This window comes from Microbacterium sp. SORGH_AS_0428 (assembly GCF_031453615.1).
In the GTDB taxonomy this organism is placed as follows: domain Bacteria; phylum Actinomycetota; class Actinomycetes; order Actinomycetales; family Microbacteriaceae; genus Microbacterium.
Genome location: NZ_JAVIZT010000001.1, coordinates 501,762 through 525,063 on the forward strand (window position 1 = coordinate 501,762; position 23,302 = coordinate 525,063).

The 23,302-nt window shown below is 68.5% G+C and carries 22 protein-coding genes and 1 tRNA gene; 8 read left to right on the top strand and 15 right to left on the bottom strand.

Features of this window, described 5'->3' with window-relative positions; translation table 11 throughout:
* Window positions 1-10: 10 nt before the first annotated feature.
* From QE374_RS02505 to QE374_RS02540, 8 genes are all read left to right on the top strand, one after another.
* Entirely contained in the window at window positions 11-691 is a 681-nt protein-coding gene (locus QE374_RS02505; RefSeq protein WP_309731894.1) for a DedA family protein, read from the top strand.
* A gap of 4 nt (window positions 692-695) precedes the next feature.
* Window positions 696-1,736, top strand: a complete 1,041-nt coding sequence (locus tag QE374_RS02510) for a phosphatase domain-containing protein (protein WP_309731896.1) — start codon at window positions 696-698, stop codon at window positions 1,734-1,736.
* 5 nt (window positions 1,737-1,741) lie between these two features.
* The gene (locus QE374_RS02515; RefSeq protein WP_309731898.1) at window positions 1,742-2,449 is read left to right on the top strand and encodes an SOS response-associated peptidase; all 708 of its coding nucleotides are present in this window, start codon (window positions 1,742-1,744) and stop codon (window positions 2,447-2,449) included.
* A gap of 174 nt (window positions 2,450-2,623) precedes the next feature.
* Window positions 2,624-2,953 (top strand): PadR family transcriptional regulator, encoded by a 330-nt coding sequence (locus QE374_RS02520; RefSeq protein ID WP_309731900.1) that lies wholly within the window; start codon window positions 2,624-2,626, stop codon window positions 2,951-2,953.
* On the top strand, window positions 2,937-3,314 hold the full coding sequence (locus tag QE374_RS02525) for a DUF1048 domain-containing protein (protein ID WP_309731902.1): 378 nt from the start codon (window positions 2,937-2,939) through the stop codon (window positions 3,312-3,314). Before QE374_RS02520 ends, QE374_RS02525 begins: the two co-directional genes overlap by 17 nt.
* A 91-nt stretch (window positions 3,315-3,405) precedes the next feature.
* Complete coding sequence (locus tag QE374_RS02530; RefSeq protein ID WP_309731904.1) at window positions 3,406-4,194, top strand: ABC transporter ATP-binding protein; 789 nt, start codon at window positions 3,406-3,408, stop codon at window positions 4,192-4,194.
* On the top strand, window positions 4,191-4,952 hold the full coding sequence (locus QE374_RS02535; RefSeq protein WP_309731906.1) for an ABC transporter permease: 762 nt from the start codon (window positions 4,191-4,193) through the stop codon (window positions 4,950-4,952). Before QE374_RS02530 ends, QE374_RS02535 begins: the two co-directional genes overlap by 4 nt.
* A gap of 157 nt (window positions 4,953-5,109) precedes the next feature.
* Window positions 5,110-5,976, top strand: coding sequence for a 3-methyladenine DNA glycosylase (locus tag QE374_RS02540; protein WP_309736581.1), 867 nt, complete (start codon window positions 5,110-5,112; stop codon window positions 5,974-5,976).
* Between the two features lie 9 nt (window positions 5,977-5,985).
* Here the strand turns inward: QE374_RS02540 and QE374_RS02545 are convergent, their stop codons facing one another.
* The 15 genes from QE374_RS02545 to QE374_RS02615 form a co-directional block, all read right to left on the bottom strand.
* Window positions 5,986-7,296, bottom strand: a complete 1,311-nt coding sequence (locus tag QE374_RS02545; protein ID WP_309731907.1) for a GHKL domain-containing protein — start codon at window positions 7,294-7,296, stop codon at window positions 5,986-5,988.
* On the bottom strand, window positions 7,293-8,015 hold the full coding sequence (locus QE374_RS02550) for a LytTR family DNA-binding domain-containing protein (protein ID WP_309731909.1): 723 nt from the start codon (window positions 8,013-8,015) through the stop codon (window positions 7,293-7,295). Before QE374_RS02550 ends, QE374_RS02545 begins: the two co-directional genes overlap by 4 nt.
* Window positions 8,016-8,040: 25 nt before the next feature.
* Entirely contained in the window at window positions 8,041-9,072 is a 1,032-nt protein-coding gene (locus QE374_RS02555) for a glycosyltransferase family A protein (protein ID WP_309731911.1), read from the bottom strand.
* 141 nt (window positions 9,073-9,213) lie between these two features.
* Window positions 9,214-10,254: a glycosyltransferase family A protein gene (locus tag QE374_RS02560; RefSeq protein WP_309731913.1), complete on the bottom strand. Its 1,041-nt coding sequence runs from the start codon at window positions 10,252-10,254 to the stop codon at window positions 9,214-9,216.
* Complete coding sequence (locus QE374_RS02565; RefSeq protein ID WP_309731915.1) at window positions 10,251-10,886, bottom strand: hypothetical protein; 636 nt, start codon at window positions 10,884-10,886, stop codon at window positions 10,251-10,253. Before QE374_RS02565 ends, QE374_RS02560 begins: the two co-directional genes overlap by 4 nt.
* Complete coding sequence (locus QE374_RS02570) at window positions 10,883-13,303, bottom strand: glycoside hydrolase family 3 C-terminal domain-containing protein (protein WP_309731917.1); 2,421 nt, start codon at window positions 13,301-13,303, stop codon at window positions 10,883-10,885. Before QE374_RS02570 ends, QE374_RS02565 begins: the two co-directional genes overlap by 4 nt.
* A 98-nt stretch (window positions 13,304-13,401) precedes the next feature.
* On the bottom strand, window positions 13,402-16,362 hold the full coding sequence (locus tag QE374_RS02575) for a glycoside hydrolase family 3 C-terminal domain-containing protein (protein WP_309731919.1): 2,961 nt from the start codon (window positions 16,360-16,362) through the stop codon (window positions 13,402-13,404).
* A 76-nt stretch (window positions 16,363-16,438) separates the two neighbouring features.
* Window positions 16,439-16,846, bottom strand: coding sequence for a hypothetical protein (locus QE374_RS02580; RefSeq protein WP_309731921.1), 408 nt, complete (start codon window positions 16,844-16,846; stop codon window positions 16,439-16,441).
* A 141-nt stretch (window positions 16,847-16,987) separates the two neighbouring features.
* Window positions 16,988-19,345 carry a glycoside hydrolase family 3 N-terminal domain-containing protein gene (locus QE374_RS02585; RefSeq protein WP_309731923.1) on the bottom strand — a complete coding sequence of 786 codons (2,358 nt, stop codon included), beginning with the start codon at window positions 19,343-19,345 and terminating at the stop codon, window positions 16,988-16,990.
* Window positions 19,346-19,684: 339 nt separating this feature from the next.
* A tRNA-Ala gene (locus tag QE374_RS02590) sits at window positions 19,685-19,760 on the bottom strand.
* 67 nt (window positions 19,761-19,827) lie between these two features.
* Window positions 19,828-20,205, bottom strand: coding sequence for a ribosome silencing factor (rsfS, locus tag QE374_RS02595; RefSeq protein ID WP_137416807.1), 378 nt, complete (start codon window positions 20,203-20,205; stop codon window positions 19,828-19,830).
* The gene (locus QE374_RS02600) at window positions 20,202-21,158 is read right to left on the bottom strand and encodes a hypothetical protein (protein ID WP_309731925.1); all 957 of its coding nucleotides are present in this window, start codon (window positions 21,156-21,158) and stop codon (window positions 20,202-20,204) included. Before QE374_RS02600 ends, rsfS begins: the two co-directional genes overlap by 4 nt.
* On the bottom strand, window positions 21,155-21,751 hold the full coding sequence (nadD, locus tag QE374_RS02605) for a nicotinate-nucleotide adenylyltransferase (protein ID WP_234073027.1): 597 nt from the start codon (window positions 21,749-21,751) through the stop codon (window positions 21,155-21,157). The genes QE374_RS02600 and nadD overlap by 4 nt, the downstream gene beginning before the upstream one ends.
* 11 nt (window positions 21,752-21,762) lie before the next feature.
* On the bottom strand, window positions 21,763-21,987 hold the full coding sequence (locus tag QE374_RS02610; protein WP_307318542.1) for a hypothetical protein: 225 nt from the start codon (window positions 21,985-21,987) through the stop codon (window positions 21,763-21,765).
* Window positions 21,988-22,037: 50 nt separating this feature from the next.
* A complete protein-coding gene (locus QE374_RS02615) occupies window positions 22,038-23,297 on the bottom strand; it encodes a glutamate-5-semialdehyde dehydrogenase (protein ID WP_309731932.1) in 1,260 nt (419 codons plus the stop codon).
* Between the last annotated feature and the right edge of the window lie 5 nt (window positions 23,298-23,302).

The window sequence follows — 23,302 nt, forward strand, 5'->3', positions numbered from 1 at the left end:
GCTCGACGGCGTGAACGATCTGCTCACCGCGATTCTCGATGCCGTGCGCGAGGTGGATCCGGTGCTGCGCGTCGTTCTCGCCGGCGTGGCCATCATGCTGGAGACGAGCGTGCTGGTCGGGCTCATCGTTCCGGGCGACACGATCGTGATCGTCGCGGGAACCGCGGTCGCCACGCCCCTGGAAGGCGTCCTCCTCGGCGCGGCCGTCGTGCTCGGGTCGCTGATGGGCGAGACGCTCGGGTACGTCCTGGGCCGTTATCTGGGGCCGTGGCTGCGCCGGTCGCGCCTCGGGCGCCGCATCGGCGAGGAGAACTGGGCCAGGTCGGAGCGCTACCTCGAGCGTCGGGGCGGGCCCGCCATCTTCCTGTCCCGCTTCCTGCCCGTGCTCCACTCTCTCGTGCCGTTGACGGTCGGCATGGCGCGCTTCCCCTATCGCCGGTTCCTCGCCTGGACGGCGCCGGCATGCATCATCTGGGCGAGCCTCTACATCGGTGTCGCGGCGGCCGCGGCGGGCACGTACCGCGAGCTGTCCGAGCGCATCCACTACGCGGGTTACATCTTCGTCGCCATCATCGTGGTGTTCGTCGTGTTGGTGTTCATCGGCAAGAAGATCATCGAGCGGGTCGAGCGTCGGCACATGGCAGAGCCCGCGTCCACCCCGGAGCCCCGGGCGACGGACGTGGAAGACTGAGGACGTGGCCGAATCCCGTCGTCCGACCCGTCCCGACAAGATCCTCTGGATCGCCCGACTCGAGCGCCGATTTCACGCGTGGCGTGAACGGGGCGCCCGTCGTCGTGGGCGCACGCCGGCGGTGGCGGCCTTTCCCGGCTACGGTTCCGAGCGCTGGGTGCGGGTGCTCGCACGCGTCGTGATCCCTCCGGTCGGCCGAGACAAGGGCGAGTACGCGGGCATTCGCGGATGGCGCAGCTTCGCCGCGATCCCGGTCGCGTACGGTCAGGTGCGGGTCACCGTGGGCGGTGAGATGCACGACGTCGTCGCCGACCGCGGCGGCGTCGTGGATGTGGTGCTCCCGGTGAGCCTGGAGCCGGGGTGGCAGACGCTCACGGCGCAGGTCGAGGGCGGTCAGACCACCACGCTGCGGGTGTTCATCGTCTCCGACGGTGCCCGGTTCGGTGTCGTGAGCGACATCGACGACACCGTCATGGTCACCGCCATCCCCCGTCCGATGCTCGCCGCCTGGAACTCCTTCGTCCTCAATGAGCACGCCCGGCAGCCGGTCCCCGGGATGTCGGTACTGCTCGAGCGCGTGACGCGCGAGAATCCCGGCGCTCCCCTCGTCTACCTCTCGACGGGCTCGTGGAACGTCGCCCCGACGCTCACTCGTTTCCTTCGCCGGCACCTCTTCCCCTCCGGCGCCATGCTGCTCACCGACTGGGGGCCGACCCACGACCGGTGGTTCCGCAGCGGCCCCGCCCACAAATCGACCAACCTCAACCGGCTGGCACAGGAGTTCCCCGACATCCGCTGGCTGCTGATCGGGGACGACGGACAGGCCGACGACGCGATCTACACGGAGTTCGCGGGGGCGCACCCCGCCAACGTCGCGGCCGTCGCCATCCGCCGCCTGACGCCCGCCGAGGCCGTGCTCGCCGGTGGCCGGACGGCCGTCAACGACCACTCCGCCGCGAGTGTGCCGTGGGTCAGCGGCGACGACGGAGCCGAGCTGCTCGACAGGTTGGAAGAGGCCGGTGTCGTACGCCCCGGCGTAGGCTGACCGGCATGTGTGGTCGGTTCGTCGTCGCCAACGTCGCGTCGGAGCTCGTCGGAGTACTCCGCGTCGACACGATCAACCCCTCGCTGCCGGCACCGTCGTACAACGTCGCACCGATGAGCACGGCGGCGATCGTCCTGGACTCCGCCAAGACCGAGCCGCCCACCCGGCGACTCGAGCCCGCGCGATGGGGTCTGGTGCCCGCGTGGGCGAAGGATCCGAAGATCGGGGCCCGCGCCTTCAACGCCCGTGCCGAGGAACTCGAGGACAAGCCGATGTTCCGCGGTGCGCTCATCAAGCGCCGCGCGGTCGTGCCGACGACCGGTTACTACGAGTGGAAGCAGCTCGCCGACGGAAAAGAGCCGCACTTCATCCACCCCGCCGACGATTCGCCCCTGTTCCTCGCGGGGTTGTACGAGTGGTGGAAGGACCCGAGCAAGGGCGAGGACGACCCCGACCGCTGGCTGCTGAGCTTCACCGTCCTCACCCGCGACGCGATCGGCGCTCTCGGTTCGATCCACGACCGCATGCCCCTGTTCCTCGACGCCGACTTCGCCGATGCATGGCTCGACACCGACACGGAGAACGTCGGTGACATCCTGGATGCCGCGATCGACGCGGCTCCCGAGCTCGCCCAGACCCTCGAGACCCGCGTCGTCTCCGCCGCCGTCGGCAACGTGCGCAACGACTCGCCCGCGCTGATCGAACCCGCGTGAGCGCCGCGATGTCGCGCTAGCAGAAACGCCCACCCGAGGTTCGAGCGCCGGCCCGCGGTCATCCACGCTGCCCCGCGTTGGAGGACAACGGTCGCATCGAATCACTCATCAGTGTTGCTGAGTACCGGTACTCAGTGTTACTTTGTAGTGGTAGTCAGCATTAAGGAGTAGCGCGTGGGCAAGCAAGACACAGAGATGCTCAAGGGCGTTCTCGAGGGCGTCGTTCTCGCCGTGCTCTCGTCGCGCCCCGCCTACGGCTACGAGATCACGGCCGATCTGCGTGAGCGTGGATTCGTCGATCTCTCCGAGGGCACCGTGTACGCCATCCTCGTGCGCATCGAGCAGCGAGGTCTCGTGGACGTGGAGAGAGTGGCCTCGGAGAAAGGGCCGCCCCGCAAAGTCTTCACGCTCAACGAACATGGGCGAGCACAGCTCGAGGAGTTCTGGACGACCTGGGACCTTCTCGCCTCCCGGATCGAAGCCCTCCATGAGAAAGCGAAGTGACATGGCCTGGTACGAGAAGATCATCGGCGATCTGAGCGCCAAGAAGCAGTGGCGTGAGTACCGCCGCCGTCTGGACGCCCTGCCCGAGCCCTACCGCCGCACGGCCGCGGCGCTCGAGCGTTATCTCCTGAATCTCGGACCCACGAACAACACCGAGAGTCTGATGCGCATGGTGACCGACCTCGTCGACCTGCTCGAACAGGGAGCTGCGGATCGGACCCCCGTACGCGACCTCGTCGGAAAGGATCCCGCGGGCTTCGCGGAGGAGTTCATGTCCAACTACGGCGACGACAGCTGGATCGGGCGCGAACGCACCCGACTCGCGCAGGCCGTCGATGAGGCTTCGCGCACCCAGGACTGACTGCCGACTCACGCACGCCCTCCGACACCCGGTCGGTCGGAGGCGATGGTCTCGTGCGCCCTTCGACCGGTCGAATCGGAAGGAACACCCCATGTCGGTCATCGACGCCGCCCCCGCCATCCGCGTGCGGGGACTCTCGAAGTCGTACGGCGCCGTCCACGTCTTGAAAGGCGTCGACCTCGATGTAGCCCCCGGAACGATCGTCGCCCTGCTCGGCTCGAACGGAGCCGGAAAGACGACCATCGTCCGCATCCTGTCGACGCTGCTCACCGCCACCGACGGGACTGCCGAGGTCGCCGGGATCGACGTCGCGACGAACGGCGTGCGCGTGCGACGTTCGATCAGTGTGACGGGACAGTTCGCCGCCGTCGACGAAGCGCTCACAGGTCGAGAGAATCTCCTTCTCATCGCTCGACTCCGCCACATCCCCGAGCCGCGCCGCGCCGCCGACGAGCTGCTGACCCGCTTCTCACTCGTGGAGGCCGGCGACAGGGCGGCATCCACCTACTCGGGCGGCATGCGTCGGCGACTCGACATCGCCATGAGTCTCGTCGGCGACCCTGCCGTCATCTTCCTCGACGAGCCCACCACGGGGCTCGACCCTCACGCACGCATCGACGTATGGGAGGCAGTCCGGGGGCTCGCCGCCTCCGGAACCACCATCCTGCTGACCACGCAGTATCTCGAGGAGGCCGAGAACCTCGCCGACCGCATCGCGATCCTCCATGACGGACGCATCATCGCCGAGGGGACTCTTGCCGATCTCCGCGCCTTGTTGCCCCCGGTCGCCCGGGAGTACGTCGAGCGACAGCCCAGCCTCGAAGAGATCTTCCTCGCCATCGTCGGCTCGGCCGGCGCCACCGCAACGGAGACATCATGACCACTCACGTCCTCACCGACACCGCCGTGCTCACCGGGCGGTCGCTACGTCACATCCTGCGCAGCCCCGACACGATCGTCACGACGGCGGTCATGCCGATCGCGATGATGCTGCTGTTCGTCTTCGTGTTCGGCGGCGCGATCGACACCGGCGGGACGGCCTATGTCGACTATCTCCTGCCCGGCATCCTCCTCATCACCGTGGCGTCCGGAGTCGCCTACACCGCCTACCGGTTGTTCCTCGACATGAAGAGCGGAATCATCGATCGGTTCCGGTCGATGCCGATCGCCTCCACGAGTGTCCTGTGGGGACACGTACTCACTTCGCTTCTCGCCAACGCGGTGTCACTCGTGCTCGTCGTGGGCATCGCTCTGCTGCTGGGATTCCGATCGACAGCCTCACTTGGCGCATGGCTGAGCATCGCGGGGATCCTCATGCTCTTCACGCTCGCGCTCACCTGGATCGCGGTGATCGCGGGCCTGGCGGCGAAGACGATCGATGGCGCGAGCGCCTTCAGCTACCCCCTCATCTTCCTGCCGTTCGTCAGCTCCGCCTTCGTCCCCACGGAAACGATGCCTGGGCCTGTGCGGTGGTTCGCCGAGAACCAGCCGGTGACCGCGATCGTCGACACCATCCGCGCACTGTTCGCGCAGCAGCCCGTCGGCGGCCAGATCTGGACGGCTCTCGCCTGGTGCCTCGGCATTCTGGTGGTCGCAGTGACGATCGCCATCGTCATGTTCCGGGGCACGCGTCGCTGAGCCGCGTGTGTCGAGGCGCCAGAATGGACGATGGCGCAGCAAGAAGGGAGGGCAGATGTCCTCGGGAAATCGGTTTCCGCTCGCCATCGGCACGCGCGGCGCCAGGAAACCCGTCGACACTGCTCGATCCCGTGCGAGATCGACAGCCTCCGTGGACGTGCCGGCGATCACGCTCGAGCGCGACGATTGGCACGGACGTGAACAGCGTCACGCCGAGCGGGCCGACGCACTCACTGCCGGACGTCGCGACCGGGCCGCTCGGGGCCGGACGCACCCGGTCGAGGACTTCCTGTTCACCTATTACGGCTACAAACCGGCGCTGTTGCGTCGCTGGCATCCGGGCACGGCGTATGCGCTGGCTGATGCGGCGCACGAGGCTCGTGCCGAATGGCGCTGGTACGCCCGCGGCGAGAACGGCTGCGTGCGTGTCGATGCGCGCGCCTTCGCCGCCGAGAAGCGCCTGCTGCTGACCGGTGTCGCCGCGATTCTGAAAGGCACCCGTGGGCGCAGCGCGCAGTACGGCTGCTTCGGGATGCACGAGTGGGCGATGCTCTACCGTTCTCCGGCACCACGCCATGCGGTGCCGTTGCGGCTGGGATCGACGGGCACGGACGCCGTGGTCGAGTCGCACGAGCTGCGGTGTACGCATTTCGACGCCTTCCGCTTCTTCACCGACGATGCGGTGCCCCGCAACCGTGCGCCGCTCGCGCGCGACACCCAGGCGGCCCACGAGCAGCCGGGCTGCCTGCACGCGGGCATGGACCTCTACAAATGGGCGGTCAAGCTCGGTCCGCTCGTGCCCGGCGACACCCTGCTGGACGCATTCGAACTCGCCCGCGACATCCGGGCGCTCGACATGCGCGCCTCGCCCTACGATCTGCGCGCCTGGGGCTACGAGCCCGTCGCCGTGGAAACGGCAGAGGGCAAGGCCGTCTACGTCGCCGAACAGCGAGCGTTCACTCGACGGGCGGAGCCGCTGCGCGAGCAGTTGCTCGCCCACATCCACTCGGCGTCGGCCGCCTGAACCGGCGATTCAGCGCGCCGCAGCGGCGACGTCCCGAGGAAGCAGCACCCGGAGCGAGAACCACTCGGCACCCCCGTCGACCGACACCGATCCGCCATAGGTCTCCGCTGCCGCCTCGATGTTGCGCAGCCCGTATCCGTGCCCGTCGCCGACCTTGCGCGTGACGATACGACCGTCGCGTCGACGCAGATGCCCGTCGAAGGTGTTCTCCACTCGCAGCATCACGAAGTCGTCGTGCGCGAAGAGCGAGAACTTCACCATCCGCTGCGACTCGGGAAGTCGCGCCGTCGCCTCGAACGCGTTGTCGAGCGCGTTGCCCGCGATCGCGGTGATGTCCAGCGGTCGCAGTCCCGCCAGCAGCCGCCCATCGGCGACGGTGGCGACGTGGATGCTCTGCTCCCTGGCGTACATGAGCTTGGCCGTCAGCACAGCGTCGAGCACGTCGTTGCCGGTGCGGACCTGCGTCGCGTAGTCGCGGATCGACGTCTCGAGGTCGTCCAGGATGCGCAGGCGCGACTGCGGGTCCTGCTCGGCGCGGATCGCATCGAGGTGGTGCTTCATGTCGTGGTACTTGCGGTTGACCTCGTCGATCGTGCGCCGCGACATCTCGTACTGCTGGTGCTGACTGGTCAGCAACCTCGCCATCGCGTCCGCTTCGCGCCGCGCCTGGAAACCACGACGCACCTCGTGCTGCACGTAGAGCGCGATGTAGCCGCACAGGTCCACGAGGGTGCGGATGTACAGGATCTCGTGACCGATGCGGCCGCTGAACGGCGTCGCGGTGGTCACGAAGCTGAGATTGGAGATGATGAACGTCGCGGTCGCGATCGAGAGCGCGGCGACGAGATCGGCATAGCCCACCTCGACGACCTCTCCTCGCACCAGGTGACGCCGCTCGGCGAGCCACGCGAGCCCCAGCATCCCGCCGTAGATCACGACCGTCATCGCGGCCTTCACCTCGGCGGGCGCATCCAGGTAGAACCGGTCGAGCTGCCAGTTGATGGATGCGGTGAGCTCGGCCAGCACGAAGGCCCGGGCCGTGAGGTAGCCCGCGGTCACCGGCGAGACGCGGAGTGTCGCATACAACATCGCGAACATCACCAGCACGGCGGCCAGCATCCCCGGGATCCACAACGCGAGCGAGAGGCGCCCCGCCGCTTCCTGCACGACCAGCAGCGCCAGAAGTCCCGCGGCGGACGCGGCCGCGGTGATCCACCAGCTCGCCCGCCGCGCCACGATCAGCACGAAGACGAAACAGGCGCCCCATTCCGCGACGGCCGTGAAGCTACGGGGGATGTCGGCGACGTAGAGCTCGTTCATGCCGTGATACCGCGCGTGCCGATGTAGCCGGCCAGGGCGGCGAGGAAGTCCTTCTTCCGCGGTCGGCTGATCTGCAGCCGCACCCCGCCGCGGATGCGGCAGTCGTTGCCCTCCACCCCGGTCACGTGGCGGAGGTTCACGAGGTAGCCGCTGTTGCAGCGGAAGAAGTCCTCGCCCTCCAGCTCCCCCTCCATCGCCTTCAGCGACGTCGCCACGGTGTAGTCGCCGTCGAGCGTGTGGATCAGGACGTTGTGCTTCGCGCTCTCCAGGTACAGGACGTCGGCGATGTCGAGGCGGTGCCGGTCCCCGTCGGCCGCGGTGAAGAGCATGTGCCGGCGTTCCCGCCGACGCAGGCGCACGAGACAGCGTCCGAGCTCCTGGGCGAAGACCGGGTAGGAGACGGGCTTGAGCAGGTAGCTCAGGGCATCCACCTCGTAGCCGCTCACCGCGTACTGCGGCGACGCGGTCACGAAGACGATGAGCACCTCGCTGTCGACCTCGCGGATGCGTCGAGCGGCCGTCATGCCGTCGACACGCGCCATCTGGATGTCCAGCAGCAGGATGTCCCAGTCGGGGCGGTAGTCCTCGATGATGTCGCGCCCGTCGCGGAACGCTCCGATGTGGAAGCGTTCGCCGTGCTCGCGCTGGAACCGATCCAGGTGCGACAGCAGGCGGTCGATGCTTGCCGGATCGTCCTCGACCACGCCGATGCGGATCATGCTCTGTCTCCTTCCCGGTCTGGTCTCAACTGAAGCCGACGTAGCGTCGGGCGAGGTGATACGCGGCCCTCGTCACGTGCCGCCCGGCGTATCCCGGCAGGTTGCTCCCTGCGCAGACGAGGCTCCGCCGCAGATGGCCGTGGATGCGGGGACTCTCCCGCTTGACCTCCCGCCAGAAGGCTCGGCGCACCGCGAGGTGCTGCGCCGTGCCACCCAGCGCGAGAGTGGCGCTGACGGTGGCGCAGAGCGCGCGGACGTAGTGCAGTTGCGCGGCGTAGAGCTGTGCCGGCACCCGTCCGGCCCGCACGTCCTCGACGCTCGGCAGCGTCTCGAGCGCGAGCCGGTTCACACGCAGCTGCTGATCGACGCGGGCGAGCATGACCTCCGGGGCGACCGACTGGCCCGCACGGCCGATGTAGTAGTGGTACAGCGTGACGGGCAGGTAGTACATGCGGCGCACGCGCGCGAGCGGACGCAGGACGTACAGGCTGTCGACGTAGAACGTGTGACGCGGCAGGTGCGGACCCACCTCACGCAGCAGTGCCGTGCGGTAGATGACGGCGTGCATCATGAGGTATTGCCGACGCGCGAAGCGCTGCGTGTCCTCCCAACCGAAGACGCGATCGGCCGGGAAGACGGTGTCGAAACGGGTCGGGCGCGGCACTTTGCCGACGCGATCGTGCACGAAATCGGTGAACAGCGCGTCGACCCCGCCCGACTCCTCCACCCGCTCGAGCACGTCGAGCACCCGTACGAGAGCGGCGGACGACAGCCAGTCGTCGGCGTCGAGCACCTTGACGTAGAGACCCCGCGCGTGGGCGACGCCGGTGTCGATCGCCGCTCCGTGCCCGCCGTTGACCTGGTGCACCACACGGATCCGGTCGGGGTACGTGTGCGCGTACGACGCGGCGAGCAGCCCGGTGGCGTCCGTCGAGCCGTCGTCCACGATGACGACCTCCACGCGCGCGTCGCTCGCGCAGAGCGCGGCGAGAGCTCGACCGAGGAACGCCGCGCAGTTGTAGGCGGGCACGGCCACCGTCAGCAGGGGCGATGACACCGAGGCACCCTCCGTCCGGCACCGCGCGCGGCGACGGAAGGCTGGGCGCACGGCGATGATGACGAGCCGGCCGCGGGGTCGGCCGGTCTCCCCCTCGATCGTAGACGGGACGCCGTTCACGTGCGGAAACCGCGGCTCGCCTCAGCTGAACCCGACGACGCGACGGGCCCAGTCGTACGCGAGGCTCGTCGCGCGGCGGCCCGCCTGGCCGGGGAGGTTGCTCACCGCCCCGAGAAGACTGCGACGCATCCGCGTGTACAGCCAGGGGTTCTCCGCGCGCACCTCTCGCCAGAAGCGATCGCGCTCGACGAGGTGACCCGCGGTCCCGGCACGGGCCAGCGTCGCGCTCGTGACCGCGCACACCCCCTCCACGTGGTGCAGAAGCGCCCGGTACAGCTGCGCCGGCACCTCGCCGCGCGCGACCGCGTGCGGGGAGGGAAGCGCGGCGAGAGCCAGCCTGTTCACCCGCAGCTGCTGTTCCACACGCCGCACCATGACCTCCGGGGCCACGGACTGCCCCGGCCGGCCCACGTGGTAGCGGTAGAGCGGGATCGGCAGATACCGCATCCGACGCACCCGCGCCAACGGCGTCACGACGTAGAGGTTGTCGACGTAGAACGTGTGCTCGGGCAGGCGCAGCCCGCTCGCGCGCACGAGGTCCGTCCGGTACACGATCGCGTGCATCATCAGCACATGACGGCGCCCGAACCGTTCCGTTTCCGCCCACTCGAACACGCCGTCGGACGGGAACACCGAGTCGAAACGAGCCGCACGCGCCGACTTTCCGACCCGTTCGTGCACGAAGTCCGTGAACACCGCATCCACGTCCGCGCCCTCGAGAGCGACGAGTTCGCGCACCAGGAGCGCGAGCGAGGGGATGTCGAGCCAGTCGTCCGCATCCAGGATCTTCACGAACGCACCGCGCGCGTCGGCCAGCCCCGTGGTGATGGCCCCGCCGTGCCCGCGGTTGGGCTGGTGGATCACCCGCCGGGATGCGGGGCGCCGCGCGGCCCAGTCGTCCGCGAGCACCCCGGTGGCATCCGTCGAGCCGTCGTCGACGACGATCACCTCGACGCCGGCGACCGCGTCGAGCTCCGACAGCGCACGCCCCAGATAGTCCGCGGCGTTGTACGCCGGAACCACGATGGACAGCGCCGGCACCACCGGCGGGCGGTCGGTCATCGCTCGACCTTGTCGCCGGGCTCCGCCACCACCTCGATCTCCGTCGGCACCTGGCGGAAGATCACCTTGAAGATCGGGTAGAAGACCCAGAACGAGATCGCGGCGTTGATGATCATCGTCAGAACGTCCGCCACCACGGATCCGCTCGATCCCCAGCCGAGCGTCACCATGAAGAAGTCGTAGATCGGGGCCTTGTAGAAGCCTTGCGCCGCGGCGGCGATGAAGGTGATCGCCACGTAAGCGACCGTGTACCAGCCGGCTGCGACCCACACCGAGGTGTTGGACTTGAAGGTGATGTTGCGCTGCAGGAAGAAGTTGATGACCTGCGCGATGAGGAGCGTGATCTGCACCGCCAGGAAGTACGCCAGCCCGCCTCCGCCGGCAGGAAGCGCGCCGGCCGCGTAGTCGAACATGTAGTACTGGCTGCCGTCGACGTTCGATCCGACGGGCAGCACCTGGAAACCGACGTCCGTGAGACCGGTGAAACTCGCGAAGGCCCAGCGGAAGATCGGCATGAGCGCCAGCTGCAGCACGGTGACGCCGTTGGACAGCAGCAGGAACATGATGAACTTCGACAGTTCCGGACGTGAGGTCTGGAATCGACCCCACCACTTCGAGATGGCGGTGATCATCGTGCACTCCTGTTCCCTGCGGCGGCGTCGAACGCCTTCTTCGTCGCCTTCTCATCGCGTCGACCACCGAAGTAGGCGGCGATCACGCGCCCGAGCCCGCGCAGCGTCTGCCCGTTCACGAGCGTCAGCACGGCTCCGGTGAGCCGGCGGGTGGCGAGCCCGCCGCTCATCTTGGAGATCACCCGGAACGGGCCGTTCAGCAGGAACAGCACGTTCAGATCGGGCGTGCCCGCGTCTTCCGCCTTGCGACGGCGTCCGTCGAGGATGCGGAAGCCGAGCCGCCCGAGCGGACTGCGCGCCTCGGCCAGCCGATCCATGGGGTCGTTCTCCCCTAGCGGGCCGGCGGGCCAGCGCGGGTCGGGGACAGAGCGCCCGAGAAGCGCTGCGAACTCGGCATCGGTCGCGGCCGCGCCCCCACCCGCGTGCGCGGCACCCGTGAGCGCCACACCGTCGCGCTCGACGGTCGCCGTGAGATCCAGGGCTTCCACGTGTGCGCCGACCGCGATCTCGTACGTGCCGCGCTCGACGATCCACGTGTTGGTCGCGACGTCGAAGACACGGAAGGTGCGCTCACCGAACGGCAGCGCGACGCGGAGCGACTGGCCGGGCTCCAGTCGCACCTTCGCGTAGCCCTTCAGCTCGCGACGGGGACGCGCGAGCGCGCTGCCCCCGGTGCGTCCGACATACATCTGGACCACATCGCTCCCGGCGCGAGCCCCGGTGTTGGTGACCGTGACCTCGGCGCCGTCGGCATCCACGACGAGATCGGAGTAGGCGAATCTCGTGTAGCTCAAGCCGTAGCCGAACGGGAAGTCGACCGGCACGCCGAACGTGTCGTAGTGCCGGTAGCCGACGAACGGCCCTTCGCGGTACTCCGCGGTGCGCGCGGCGCTCGGGAACGTCTCGGCCGTGGGGGTGTCCTCGAGGGCGCGGGGCATCGTCTCGGCCAGTCGCCCGCCGGGATCCACGGTGCCGGTGAGCACATCCACGACAGCCTCGGCGCCCGCCTGGCCGCCCAGGTATGTGTGCAGCAGCGCGGCGGTATCCGTCGCCCACGGCATCGAGACCACGCCTCCGGCACTGATCAGCACGACTGTTCGGGGGTTCACCCGGTGCACGTCGCGCAGCAGGCGAACCTGCTCGTCCGGCAGATCGAGAGTCGCGCGGTCCATCCCCTCCGACTCGGCGATCTCGGGGAGGCCGAGGCTCAGCACCACGACATCCGCGCGTCCGGCGAGCGTCAGAGCCTCCGCACGAAGCGCCTCGTCGGCGCGACCGTCGCGGCGGAATCCCTCCGCGACGCCCACGACGTCGAGGGTCGAGTCCGGCAGGACGCCGGCGAGTGTGGGCAACGTCGTGGGATTCACGAGCGAGGATCCGGCGCCCTGGTAGCGGGGCGCGGTGGCGAACGCACCGACGAGAGCCACCTTGGTCCCGGCCGCGAGCGGCAGCAGGTCGCCTTCATTGCGCAGCAGCACGGTGGACTCCGCGGCGGCCCGACGAGCGAGCGCGTGATGCGCGGGGAGATCGACGATCGCGGCCGCGCGCGCGGTCACGCGTCGCACCAGGTCGATCAGCTCCGCGACGCGGGCGTCCAGGTCCGTCACCGCGAGCCGTCCCGACTCGACCGCAGCCACGATCTCGCGCGCGGAGTCGAAGCCCGGCGAGGGCATCTCCAGCGCGGCGCCGGCGGCGACCGCGGCGACCGCATCGTTGGAGCCGCCCCAGTCGGAGATCACGGCACCGTCGAAGCCCCACTCCTCACGGAGGATCTCCGTCAGCAGATGGGCGTTCTCGTGGGCGTAGACGCCGTTGACGAGGTTGTAGGAGGACATGATCGCCCAGGGGGCTGCCTCGCGGACGACGATCTCGAAAGCGGTCAGGTAGATCTCGCGCAGCGTGCGCTCATCGACGACGGAGTCGCTGACCATGCGGCGCAGCTCCTGGCTGTTGACCGCGAAGTGCTTGGGGGTGGCCGCCACTCCCTCGGACTGGATGCCGCGCACGTACGCGGCGGCCAGTCGGCCTGCGAGCTCGGGGTCTTCGGAGAAGTACTCGAAGCTGCGGCCGCCGAGAGGGCTGCGCTTGATGTTGAGACCCGGCCCGAGCAGCACGCCGACGCCCTGCGAGGATGCTTCGCGGCCGAGGGCCGCACCGATCTGCTCGGCCAGCTCGTCGTCCCAGCTGCCGGCGATCGTGGCGGCGGTCGGGAAGCACGTGGCCGGTTCCGAGCCGTTGATGCCGAGGTGGTCGGCGGAACCGACCTGCTTGCGCACACCGTGAGGGCCGTCAGCAAGCCACACGGGCGGCAGCGCGACGCGTTCGATCGCTCGCGTCTGCCACGTGTTGGCGCCGCTCAGCAGGGCCGCTTTCTCGAGCAGCGAGAGACTCGCCACGAGCGAGGGGGTGTCTTTCACAATGGGTCTTTCTTGGTCGTTCGCGTCGCGCGTCGAGCGCGGAAGGGGTGAGTGGCCGCCGGGCCGGCGAGCAGATTCTCCGGCCCGGCGACCACGGCTCATCCGGCCGTCACGGTGCTGCGACGGTGACGACGCACGCGCAGCACGACCATGACGACGGCTCCCAGGATCAGCAGTCCCATCACCGACGTGATGACGATCTGCCAGACGACCCACGCCGGCGGCGTGTAGGCGACGGTCGCGCCAGGAGCGAGGCCGTTCATCGCGTTCGAGTTGGCGACCGTGAACAGGATGTTGTGAGTCGCCTGACGGATGTCCGTCACGGCCTTGGCCGAGCTCGAGTCGTTGAACGACTTGGAGGGCTGGAAGGTCAGCATCAGGTCGGTGCCGCCGGCGATGCCCTCGTTGGGGTTCATGTACGGGTAGAGGTTGAAGTCCGAGATGGCGAAGCCCTCGAAGCCCCACTCCCCCCGCAGAACCGTGTCCATGAGCGCCTCGGAGCCACCCGCCCAATGCGAGCCGATGCGGTTGAACGAGCTCATGATGCCCGCGGCGCCGATCGTCGTGGTGTCCAGCGTTCCCTGATCGTCGGCGAGGTAGGTGACCTCCATGGAGATGTTCTTGACACCGATCTCGAAGGGCTTCAGGTAGATCTCCCGGATCGCCTGCTCGTTCGCCCAGGTGGCGAGACCGTTGTTGACACGGTTCGTCTCCTGCTCGTTCATCGCATAGTGCTTGATGAGCGTGTAGACACCCTTCGTGCCGACACCGTTCGCGACAGCCGTGAGCAACTCGCCCGAGAGCACGGGGTCCTCGGAGTAGTACTCGAAGTTGCGTCCGCCGAACGGCGAGCGATGCAGGTTGACCGCCGGGGCGTACCAGCCGTTGATGTTCTTGAAGATCGCCTCATTGCCGAGCATCACACCCATCGCGCGACCCAGCTCCACATCCCACGTCTGTGCGATGAGCACCTCGGACGGGTAGGCGGTGCCGTTGATCGCGGAGTTGATGAAGGAGGAGAACCCCGCGGGGCCGTCCGGCTCGAGCGTCTGGGGCTTTCCGATCGAACCGATCGCCGCCGTCTGGTACGCGCCGTTCAGGAGCATCGCCGACATGTCGCCGACGCTCAGCGAGTCGAGCAGCTCGTCCCACTTCGGGTCGTCCTTCGCGAGACCGCGCATGTCGATCAGGGACAGGTCGGATGCGGCGCCCGTGGCGGGCATCTCGCCCTCGAACGCCTCAGCCTCGGCGTCGGCATCCCACGCGTCGAACCCTGCGGCGACCGCCTCGTCCGCCACGAGCATGTCGCCCGTCGGAGCGGTCGGGAAGGTGCCCGCGAAGTCGGCACGCGAGAACACGGGGATCTTGCCCGCCTCGCCGTCGGTGGTGAACTGGGCCGACACGTCGTCGAACTGGTTCGTGACCTCGGTCAGGTCGGAGGAGCGGTGATCGTCACCGGAGTAGACGACGTCCTCGGCGACCGTGTAGCGCACGGGCTCGGTCCCTGCGGCGACGGTGTGCGAGTCTGTCCGGACGGTGAGCTCGTACTCCCCCGCCTCGAGCACGTAGGCGCGCTCGTTCAGGTAGTCGTACGAGGCCATGTCCTCGACGGCGACCTCGATCGTCACCTGCTCGCTCGCGCCGGGCTCGATCACTCCGGTCTTGGCGAAGCCGCCGAGCACGACGGCAGACTTCTCGATGCCGCCCGGCGTGTAGGGGGCCGAGTAGTAGAGCTGCACCACGTCGCGGCCGGCGACCGAGCCGGTGTTGGTGACGTCCACGGTGACCGCGATGCTGCCATCCATCTCGCCCGCCTCGGTGCCGGTGATCGCCCACGCGAAGTCGGTGTAGCTCAGTCCGTAGCCGAACGGGTAGACGACGGCCTGGTCGTAGTCGATGAAGCCCTCGACCGCGGCGGTCTCGTAGTAGCGGTAGCCGAAGTAGATGCCCTCTGCGTAGTTGACGAAGGGCGCCTCGTCGGTGACCGTGGCGTTCGAGGTCGCGCTCTCGGTCACGGGAACCGGATACGACGGGGCGACGTTGTCGTAGATGAAGTTGCCGAAGTTGGCGAACGTCGGGTCCGCCGTGAAGTCGTCCGCCCAGAGGTCGACGGTGCGACCGGAGGGATTCACCTCGCCCGAGAGGATGCGTCCGAGCGCGTTGAACGCGGTCGCACCGGGCGAACCCGCCAGCAGCACGGCGTCGATGTCCGCGTCGCGCTGCAGGTCACCGAGCTCGAGCGTGGTCGAGGCGTTCACGACGACGACGACCTTCTCGAAGTTGGCCTGAGCGAGGGCGATCATGTCGCGCTCGTCCTTGTTGAGCTCGAGCTGGTGCTGACCGGGCTCGGCGTTGTCATCCCACGCCGACATGTCCTGGGTCAGGTCGCCGCCCTCGCCGCCGGGCCGGCCGATGAACACGATGGCCGCGTCGTTGAACTGCCCGAACGTGCCCGCCTGCGCCTCGTACTGCCCCACCGGCATCTCGCCGATGTTGTACGTGGAGATGTCAGGGCGGTCCATCTCGATGTGACCGCGCGGGTTCTCCGCGGCGAAGCTCTCGATGGCGCCGTACACGGCGTCGTTCACACCGAAGCCGGCGTTCTCGATGCCCTGACGTGCGGTGATCGCGGAGTTGGTGTCGACCGAGCCCGAACCGGAGCCGCCGTAGACGGGATCGGCGGCCGCGCGACCGAACATCGTCACCTGTGCGCCACCCGCCAGCGGCAGGGCCGCAGCATCGTTCTTTGCGAGCACGATGCCGCCGGCGCCGATCTGCTCGACGAGCTCCAGCGCGGCCGCATCCACCTCGTCGAGGGAGGCATAGTCGGCCGAGTAGTACTCGGTGTCCCACCCCTCGGACTCCTCCGAGTTGGTGAACGTGTAGGTGCCGGATCCGAGCTGCGACGCCACCCATCCGGTCGCGACGTTGAGCGCGACGTTGACGACGACCGTGAGGATCGTCACGAGGGCGAGGATCGGGATCCAGATCGCCAGGTACTTCTTGTTGGACATTCGGGCCTTCACGGCCGCGGCGCCCGAGGATGGGCGTGCGTTCACGACGGTTCTCCTTCGGTGGTGTGACGCGTTATCGGACAGCCCACCCGGCGGCTGAGCCGCCGGGTGGAGCCGGATATCAGTTGGAGGCCTCGGAGATGGTGCCGTCCTGGTCGATCTGGTAGGTCGTGCCCGACTCGGCCGAGACGGCCTCGATGACGTACTTGCCGTCCTTCACGTTGACCGTGCCGGTCACGCGCTCGGCGGCCTCGGACTTGACGAAGGGCATGACGAGCAGACCGTACTTCTCGGTCGGCTGCTTGACGTCGCCGGCGAGCATGATCTGCGTGAGGTTCGCGTTCTCGGAGAGCGCGTCCTCGACGGCCTGACGGGCCGTGGTCAGGTCGTCGGCCACGTCCACGTCGGCCGCCTGGTTCTGAGACGTGGCGGGGGCGGTGTCGCCCGACGAGCACGCGGCGAGCCCGAAGGTGCCGGTGGCGGCGATGAGGGTCGCGAGGACCGCTGCGCGCATCTTGGTGGTGTTCATGTCTGCTCCTTTTGTGTTCCTCCCGGGCGCTTCCACCGCCCGGGTCCTGCTGTGCTGCTCACCTGGGCGCGAAGGATCGGCTCGGGTGCGCATGGTGTCGGATGCGGTCGGCGACATCGGCCGCCGACCGCATCCGGGTTCTCACTCCGAGATCACCCCGGAGTAGTTGAGGCCGAAGCCGTAGTCGTACGCGTTGCCGTCGGCGTCGGTGTAGGGCGTCATGTCCTTCGCGACGTCCTCGAGCTGCGCCTCCACCGTGTCCATGTTCGCGGGGAACTGGATGGGCAGACGACCCTTGGGCTCGTGCAGGCCCAGCGCCACGTCCAGCAGCGCCGCGTCGCTCGTTCCGAACCCGACGATGAGTGCGTCGGAGTCGGCCTCGAACTCGGCCGGGATGGTCGCGTTGCTCGCCTTGAGCACCGTGATGAGCGGGATGTCCTTGCCGGACGCCGCGATGGCGTCGCGGGCACGCTCGAAGGCGTCGAGGTCGGACTCGTTCAGCACCTTGGACGTCTTGCCGTAGTACGAACGGTTCTCCTTGCTGCCGTCGGCCAGCAGGTCACCGCTGATCGAAGTCTGGCGCACGTTCTCGCCGTCCGCCGTGTAGGGGCGGTACTGCAGCGAGAGCGGGTAGAACTCCTTCGTCTCCGGGTCACGACCCGCGTTGGTGAAGGTGCCGCCGTTGTCGGGGCTGTTCAGGCCCACGAGCACCAGGTCGACATCGCTGAGGTCGGGAGCCGTGTAGCTGACGACCTGCTCGTTCTCATCGAGCACGACCTCGTCGGTCAGGACAGTGCCGAAGTACTCCTCGGCGACCTCGAGATCGATGCCGGCGTACTCCTTGTACTCCGCCGGACCGAAGGCGCCGGCGATCCCGACGTTGTAGGAACGCGGGATGTAGACCGTCTTGTCCGACCAGTCCTCGGCGTCGGCCGCGGCAACGGTCTCACCGTTGTTCTTGAGCATGACGACGGAGTCGAGCTGCGCGTCGTAGCCCGCCTTCACCTTGTCGTCGCTCGCGAGGATCTTCTTGGACTCCTCGATGTCGACGAACGGGTTCTCGTAGAGTCCCGGGTTCAGCATGAGCGTCAGGATGCGGGCGCCGGACTCACGGAAGCGGGTCTCCGCGTCGATCTCCTGCTCGCCCGCCTCGAACTCCTGCTGCCACAGGTCGGCGGCCTCGAGGATGTGCGTCGCGTCGTTGACGCCGCCGAACATGTCGTGACCGGTCTCCAGGACCTTCACGTAGCGCTCGGCCGGGGTGAGGTCTTCGGCACCCCACGCCATCGCGATGAAGGCATCCGGGTCGTTGACGCCCGTCATGACGCCCCAGTCGGTGACCACGACGCCGTCGTAGCCGTTCTCCTCGCGGAGGATGGCCATGCGGCCGGCGTCGTACGCCGTTCCCGTGCGGTCGTCGAAGAGCGGCTCGCCGTTCTCATCGAGCGCGATCGAGTACGCGGTCATCACCGCCGCGGAGTCGAGCGATCCGAGGAAGCCCTCGGTGTGCTCGGACAGGTTTCCGCCGGGGTACACGCCGTACTTGCCGGCCTCGGTGTGAGACTCGCGGCCGCCCTCGCCGGGCCCGTCGCCCGCCCAGTGCTTGATCATGGCGTTGACCGACTCGGAGCCCCACGTGTCTTCGCCGCCGGTTCCCTGGAACCCGCGGACGTACGCCGCGGCGAGCTCCTCGTTCTGGGCGACGTCCTCACCGAACGTGCCCGCGACGCGCAGCCAGCGAGGCTCCGTGGCGAGGTCGATCTGCGGGCTGAGGGCGGTCGCGATGCCCAGCGCACGGTACTCCGCGGACGCCATCTCACCGAACTCCTCGGTGTGCGACGCGTCGAAGGTCGCCGCGAGCCCGAGGCTGGACGGCCAGCGCGAGATGTCGGCACCATCGGCGTTGTATCCACCGGAGCCGGCGGTCGAGCGGGGGTCGGAGCTGAAGTTCACCGGCACGTACGGTGTGCCGTCGGTCGCCAGCGTCTCGACGTAGGCCTGCATCTGGTTGACCCACGGCACCGTCTCGTCGACGTTGCTGCCGGCGGCGTTGAGGACGTTGCGCAGGTTCGACTCGGAGAGATACGTCTCCTGCGCCTCGGTGAGTCCGTCACCCGGGCTGCGCTCGTGGGAGCTCACCAGCATGAGACCGGCGATCTGCTCGATCGACATCTCGTCGGCGAGGGCGGCAGCGCGCTCCTTGGAGTCGAGGCGCCAGTCCTCCCACGTGTCGAGCTCGCCGTTGCCGTTCATGTCCTTGAACGCGTAGGTCGCGCCGTCGTCCTTGACCTCGAGGAGCTCGATGGGACCCTCGGCGGAGTACGACAGCGTCTTTCCGCCGCGCGGGTTCTCGACGACCACGAAGTCCGTGGTGCCGTCCGAGACCTCGCGGGTCTTGTACGTGGACGAGTCAGCGTCGCCGAACGTGCAACCGGTCAGGGCGATGGCGAGCCCGAATCCGGTGATCACGGCGATCTGCTTGCGTGGCAGAGCCTTCATTGGCATTTCCCTTTCGTCATCGACGACACCCGCACGCGCCATGCGCGCGAATGCTGGCCCCGCCTCTGGGGCCGCACCGCCGATCTCCGCGACTGCGGGACTCTCGGACGGGTACCGAGAGTCCGTTCAGGGCGGTCTGGTGCTTCTTCGAGGCTGTCACCGAGGAAGTGGCCGGTCCGGGTTTGCGCATGATCGGTCGATTCCGCTGCACAACCTGTCATCCGCACCGGTGCACCGTGACCGGTTCGTTATCCGAGCGACCGGCGTCGACATACGATGCGAGCAACGCTGCCCGGAAATGACTGAAGGCCCCCGCTTCGCGGAGGCCTTCGTTCGTGTTGGTGGACCTGAGGGGACTCGAACCCCTGACCCCCTGCATGCCATGCAGGTGCGCTACCAGCTGCGCCACAGGCCCTCTGTCACCCGTCCGGGCAACTCATTCAGCTTACAACACGGATGAGTCGTGAGCGAAATCAGCCCGGTCACTCCGGGCGCGTCGGCACCGGCAGGTCGATGGGCACGGTCGGGCAGTCCTTCCACAGACGCTCGAGGCCGTAGAAGACGCGCTCCTGCTCGTGGAAGACGTGCACGACCAGGTCGCCGAAGTCGAGCAGGATCCAGCGCGATTCCTCGCGACCCTCGCGACGCAGACGCTTGACTCCGTGCTCGAGCAGCTGCTCCTCGATCTCGTCGGCGATGGCTGCCACATTGCGCTCGTTGCGCCCCGTGACGAGCAGGAAGATGTCGACGAGCGGCAGCGGCTCCGAGACGTCGAGGGCCACGAGGTCCTCGCCGCCCTTCGCGTCGGCGGCGCGCGCGGCGATCTGCAGCACCTCGACGGATGCGTCGGTGAGGGTCATGAGAAGAGTCCTGTCGAAACGGCGAACACCAGCACGCCCACCAGCGCGAGCGCGAGCGCCCCGGCGGTGATGGCGAGCACGAGCATGAGCCGGCTGCCCTTCTCGGGCGCCGGCGGACGGATGATCTCGTCCGCGCTCTTGATGGTGCTGATGGCGGCGCTGGCCGCGATGGGGGTGGGAGAGGATGCGGGCGGCAGCTCGCCGTCGACGAGAACCGCGTCGGCCTCCTTGCCGTCGGTGGTGCCGGGCGCGTGCCCGCGCGAACCGAGCCCCTCCGGCAACGCGAAGGTGCCGGTGATGAGCACCTCGCCGGTCGCCGCGATGGGCGAGGTGAACGCGTCCGCCGACGGCGTCTGCGAGAGGATCAGGGCGTTCGGTGTCGCGATGCTGCCCGTCGAGCCCTCTCGCGTCAGAAGGTGGTCGAACGAGGGCGGAAGCGCGACTTCGGGGACGCCGCCTTCGAGCAGCGCGGAGCCGAGCTGCGGCGACACCACGGGCGCGGGCTCGTCCGCAAGGGCCGCCTCGGCCGTGGCCAGCGGAGTCTCGTCGGCTGGCCGCTCATCCGCGCTGGGGGTGAACAGCGCCGTCATGCCGCCGGTCTCCGGAGCCGACGAGTCCTCGTCGGCAGGCTTCACCGTCGGCGCCTGTGCCTGCGCGGCGGTGTCGGGGGTGATGACCGGCACCGACGCGGTGCGGATGCGCTCCTGCTCACGCGCCTGGCGGCGGGTGAGAGGCGAGACGCCCAGGTCGACGCTGGCATCCGCGCGGGGGGCGGGCGGGACGACGGCCGGCGCGGCGGCGCGCGGAAGCGGGGCGGCCGGCTCCGGCTTCGGCTCGGGTTCGCTCGCGGGAGCGTCCTGCGGGTTCTGGATCGGGGTCGATCCGGTGTTGCGCAGGTCGCGCATCTGGCGCCGGGTCAGCGGCGGAGTGCTGGGCTGGTCAGGGTTGCTCATGCCTTACTCCGGTAGAGGTGATGCTTCGCAATGTACTGGACGACTCCGTCCGGAACGAGGTACCACACCGGTTGTCCGTTGTGCACGCGGTTCCGACAGTCCGTCGAAGAGATGGCCAGGGCCGGGATCTCGAGCAGACTCACGTTCTTGCTCGGCAGACCAGCCGCCGATAACGGGTGCCCGGGCCGGGAGACCGCCACGAAATGGGCGAGGTCCCACAGTTCATCATGGTCCCTCCAGCTGAGAATCTGCGCCACGGCGTCGGCACCCGTGATGAAGAAGAGCTCGGCATCGGGACGCTGCGCCTGCAGGTCCCGGAGGGTGTCGATCGTGTACGTCGGCCCGGAGCGGTCGATGTCGACCCTGCTCACGCTGAAGTCGGGGTTCGAGGCGGTCGCGATCACCGTCATGAGATAGCGATGCTCGCTCTCGGTGACCTGCGACTTCTGCCATGGCTCGCCCGTGGGGACGAAGATGACCTCGTCGAGGTCGAAGGATGCGGCGACTTCGCTCGCCGCGACGAGGTGTCCGTGATGAACCGGGTCGAAGGTGCCGCCCATCACCCCGATGCGCGGCGCTCGACCTGCACTCATCTGCCCGAGAGTCAGTGGCCGTGTCCGCGCGGCTCGAGATCTGCGGCGTGCTTCTTGGCGTACGCCTCGGCCTTGTGCGCGTGACGGTTGGCGACGTTGCGATACGACAGGGTCACGAGCGCGAGGGCGGTGAAGACGAGGAGCGCGAGGATCCCGTATCCGACGGTCTCCGCGGCGACGTTACCGTGGTGCTCGGCCTCCTCGGCGACAAGGGTGAGGAAGGGGGCGAGGCTCATCGGTTCTCCGATCGATCGGTGGGGCGCACGGGCGCTCCCAGCTTAGTCTGTCAGCCGCGTACCTGCCCGGAGCCGCGGACGACCCACTTGGAGCTCGTGAGCTCCCGGAGTCCCATGGGCCCACGGGCGTGGAGCTTCTGGGTGGAGATGCCCACTTCCGCGCCGAAACCGAATTCGCCGCCGTCGGTGAAGCGCGTGGATGCGTTCGCCATCACGACCGCGGAATCCACCTCGGCGAGGAAGCGCTCGGCGCTGACCTCGTCGTCCGTGATGATCGACTCGGTGTGGTGCGTCGAGTAGCGACGGATGTGGTCGAGTGCCGCATCCAGGTCGTCGACCACGCGCATCGCGATGTCGAGACTCAGATACTCCGTCTGCCAGTCCTGCTCGTCGGCGGGGACGACGTCGGGCGCGAGCTGCGCCACCGTCTCGTCACCGTGCACCGTCACACCGGCCTGCTGCAGGGCCGCCACCACCGGCCCGACGACACGCTCCGCCGCGCCCCGGTGCACCAGCACCGTCTCGGCGGCGTTGCAGACGCTGGGACGCTGCGCCTTGGCGTTCACCACGATCGTCTCGGCCCGCTCCAGCGGCGCGCTCTCGTCGAGGTACACGTGCACGACGCCGGCACCGGTCTCGATGACGGGCACGGTGGACTCGGTCACGACCGTCTCGATGAGCTGCGCGCTGCCCCGGGGGACGAGCACGTCCACGACGCCGCGGGCATGCATGAGCTCGGTGGCTCCGGCGCGCCCGAAGGCGTCGAGCGTCTGGATCGCCTCCGGATCGACGCCTTCATCCGCCAGCGCAGCACGCATCGCCCGCACGAGGGCCGCATTGCTGAGCTCGGCGGCGGTTCCGCCGCGCAGCACGACCGCGTTGCCGGATCGCAGCGCGAGCGCAGCGATGTCGACGGTCACGTTGGGCCGCGCTTCGTAGATGGAGCCGACCACGCCGAAGGGGACCGAGATCTTCTGAAGGTTCAGCCCGTTCTCGAGGGTCTTCTCCTCGAGCAGGCGTCCGACGGGATCCGGCAGCTGCGCGACCTCGCGCACGGCCTGCGCCAGAGCGCGTACGCGTGCGACGTCGAGGCTCAGCCGGTCCAGCAGCGCAGCGGAGAGACCCTGCTCGCGCCCGCGATCGAGGTCCTCGCCGTTGGCCGCGACGATCTCGTCCGTCGCCGCCTCCAGCGCGTCGGCGATGCCATCGAGCAGGCGACTCTTCTGTGCGTCCGAGAGCCGTGCGATCTGGCGCGAAGCGGTCTTCGCGAGCAGCATCCGCTCGCCTGCGGTGACGGTCGTCAGACTCATCCGCT

Coding starts and splice junctions, on each gene's coding strand:
- QE374_RS02530 (WP_309731904.1), top strand. CDS start 3,406: ATGTCGGTCATCGACGCCGCCCCCGCCATCCGCGTGCGGGGACTCTCG.
- QE374_RS02565 (WP_309731915.1), bottom strand. CDS start 10,886: ATGATCACCGCCATCTCGAAGTGGTGGGGTCGATTCCAGACCTCACGT.
- QE374_RS02545 (WP_309731907.1), bottom strand. CDS start 7,296: ATGAACGAGCTCTACGTCGCCGACATCCCCCGTAGCTTCACGGCCGTC.
- QE374_RS02525 (WP_309731902.1), top strand. CDS start 2,937: ATGAGAAAGCGAAGTGACATGGCCTGGTACGAGAAGATCATCGGCGAT.
- QE374_RS02515 (WP_309731898.1), top strand. CDS start 1,742: ATGTGTGGTCGGTTCGTCGTCGCCAACGTCGCGTCGGAGCTCGTCGGA.
- rsfS (WP_137416807.1), bottom strand. CDS start 20,205: ATGACCCTCACCGACGCATCCGTCGAGGTGCTGCAGATCGCCGCGCGC.
- QE374_RS02550 (WP_309731909.1), bottom strand. CDS start 8,015: ATGATCCGCATCGGCGTGGTCGAGGACGATCCGGCAAGCATCGACCGC.
- QE374_RS02610 (WP_307318542.1), bottom strand. CDS start 21,987: ATGAGCCTCGCCCCCTTCCTCACCCTTGTCGCCGAGGAGGCCGAGCAC.
- QE374_RS02585 (WP_309731923.1), bottom strand. CDS start 19,345: ATGAAGGCTCTGCCACGCAAGCAGATCGCCGTGATCACCGGATTCGGG.
- QE374_RS02560 (WP_309731913.1), bottom strand. CDS start 10,254: ATGACCGACCGCCCGCCGGTGGTGCCGGCGCTGTCCATCGTGGTTCCG.
- QE374_RS02600 (WP_309731925.1), bottom strand. CDS start 21,158: ATGAGCAACCCTGACCAGCCCAGCACTCCGCCGCTGACCCGGCGCCAG.
- QE374_RS02615 (WP_309731932.1), bottom strand. CDS start 23,297: ATGAGTCTGACGACCGTCACCGCAGGCGAGCGGATGCTGCTCGCGAAG.
- QE374_RS02580 (WP_309731921.1), bottom strand. CDS start 16,846: ATGAACACCACCAAGATGCGCGCAGCGGTCCTCGCGACCCTCATCGCC.
- QE374_RS02535 (WP_309731906.1), top strand. CDS start 4,191: ATGACCACTCACGTCCTCACCGACACCGCCGTGCTCACCGGGCGGTCG.
- nadD (WP_234073027.1), bottom strand. CDS start 21,751: ATGAGTGCAGGTCGAGCGCCGCGCATCGGGGTGATGGGCGGCACCTTC.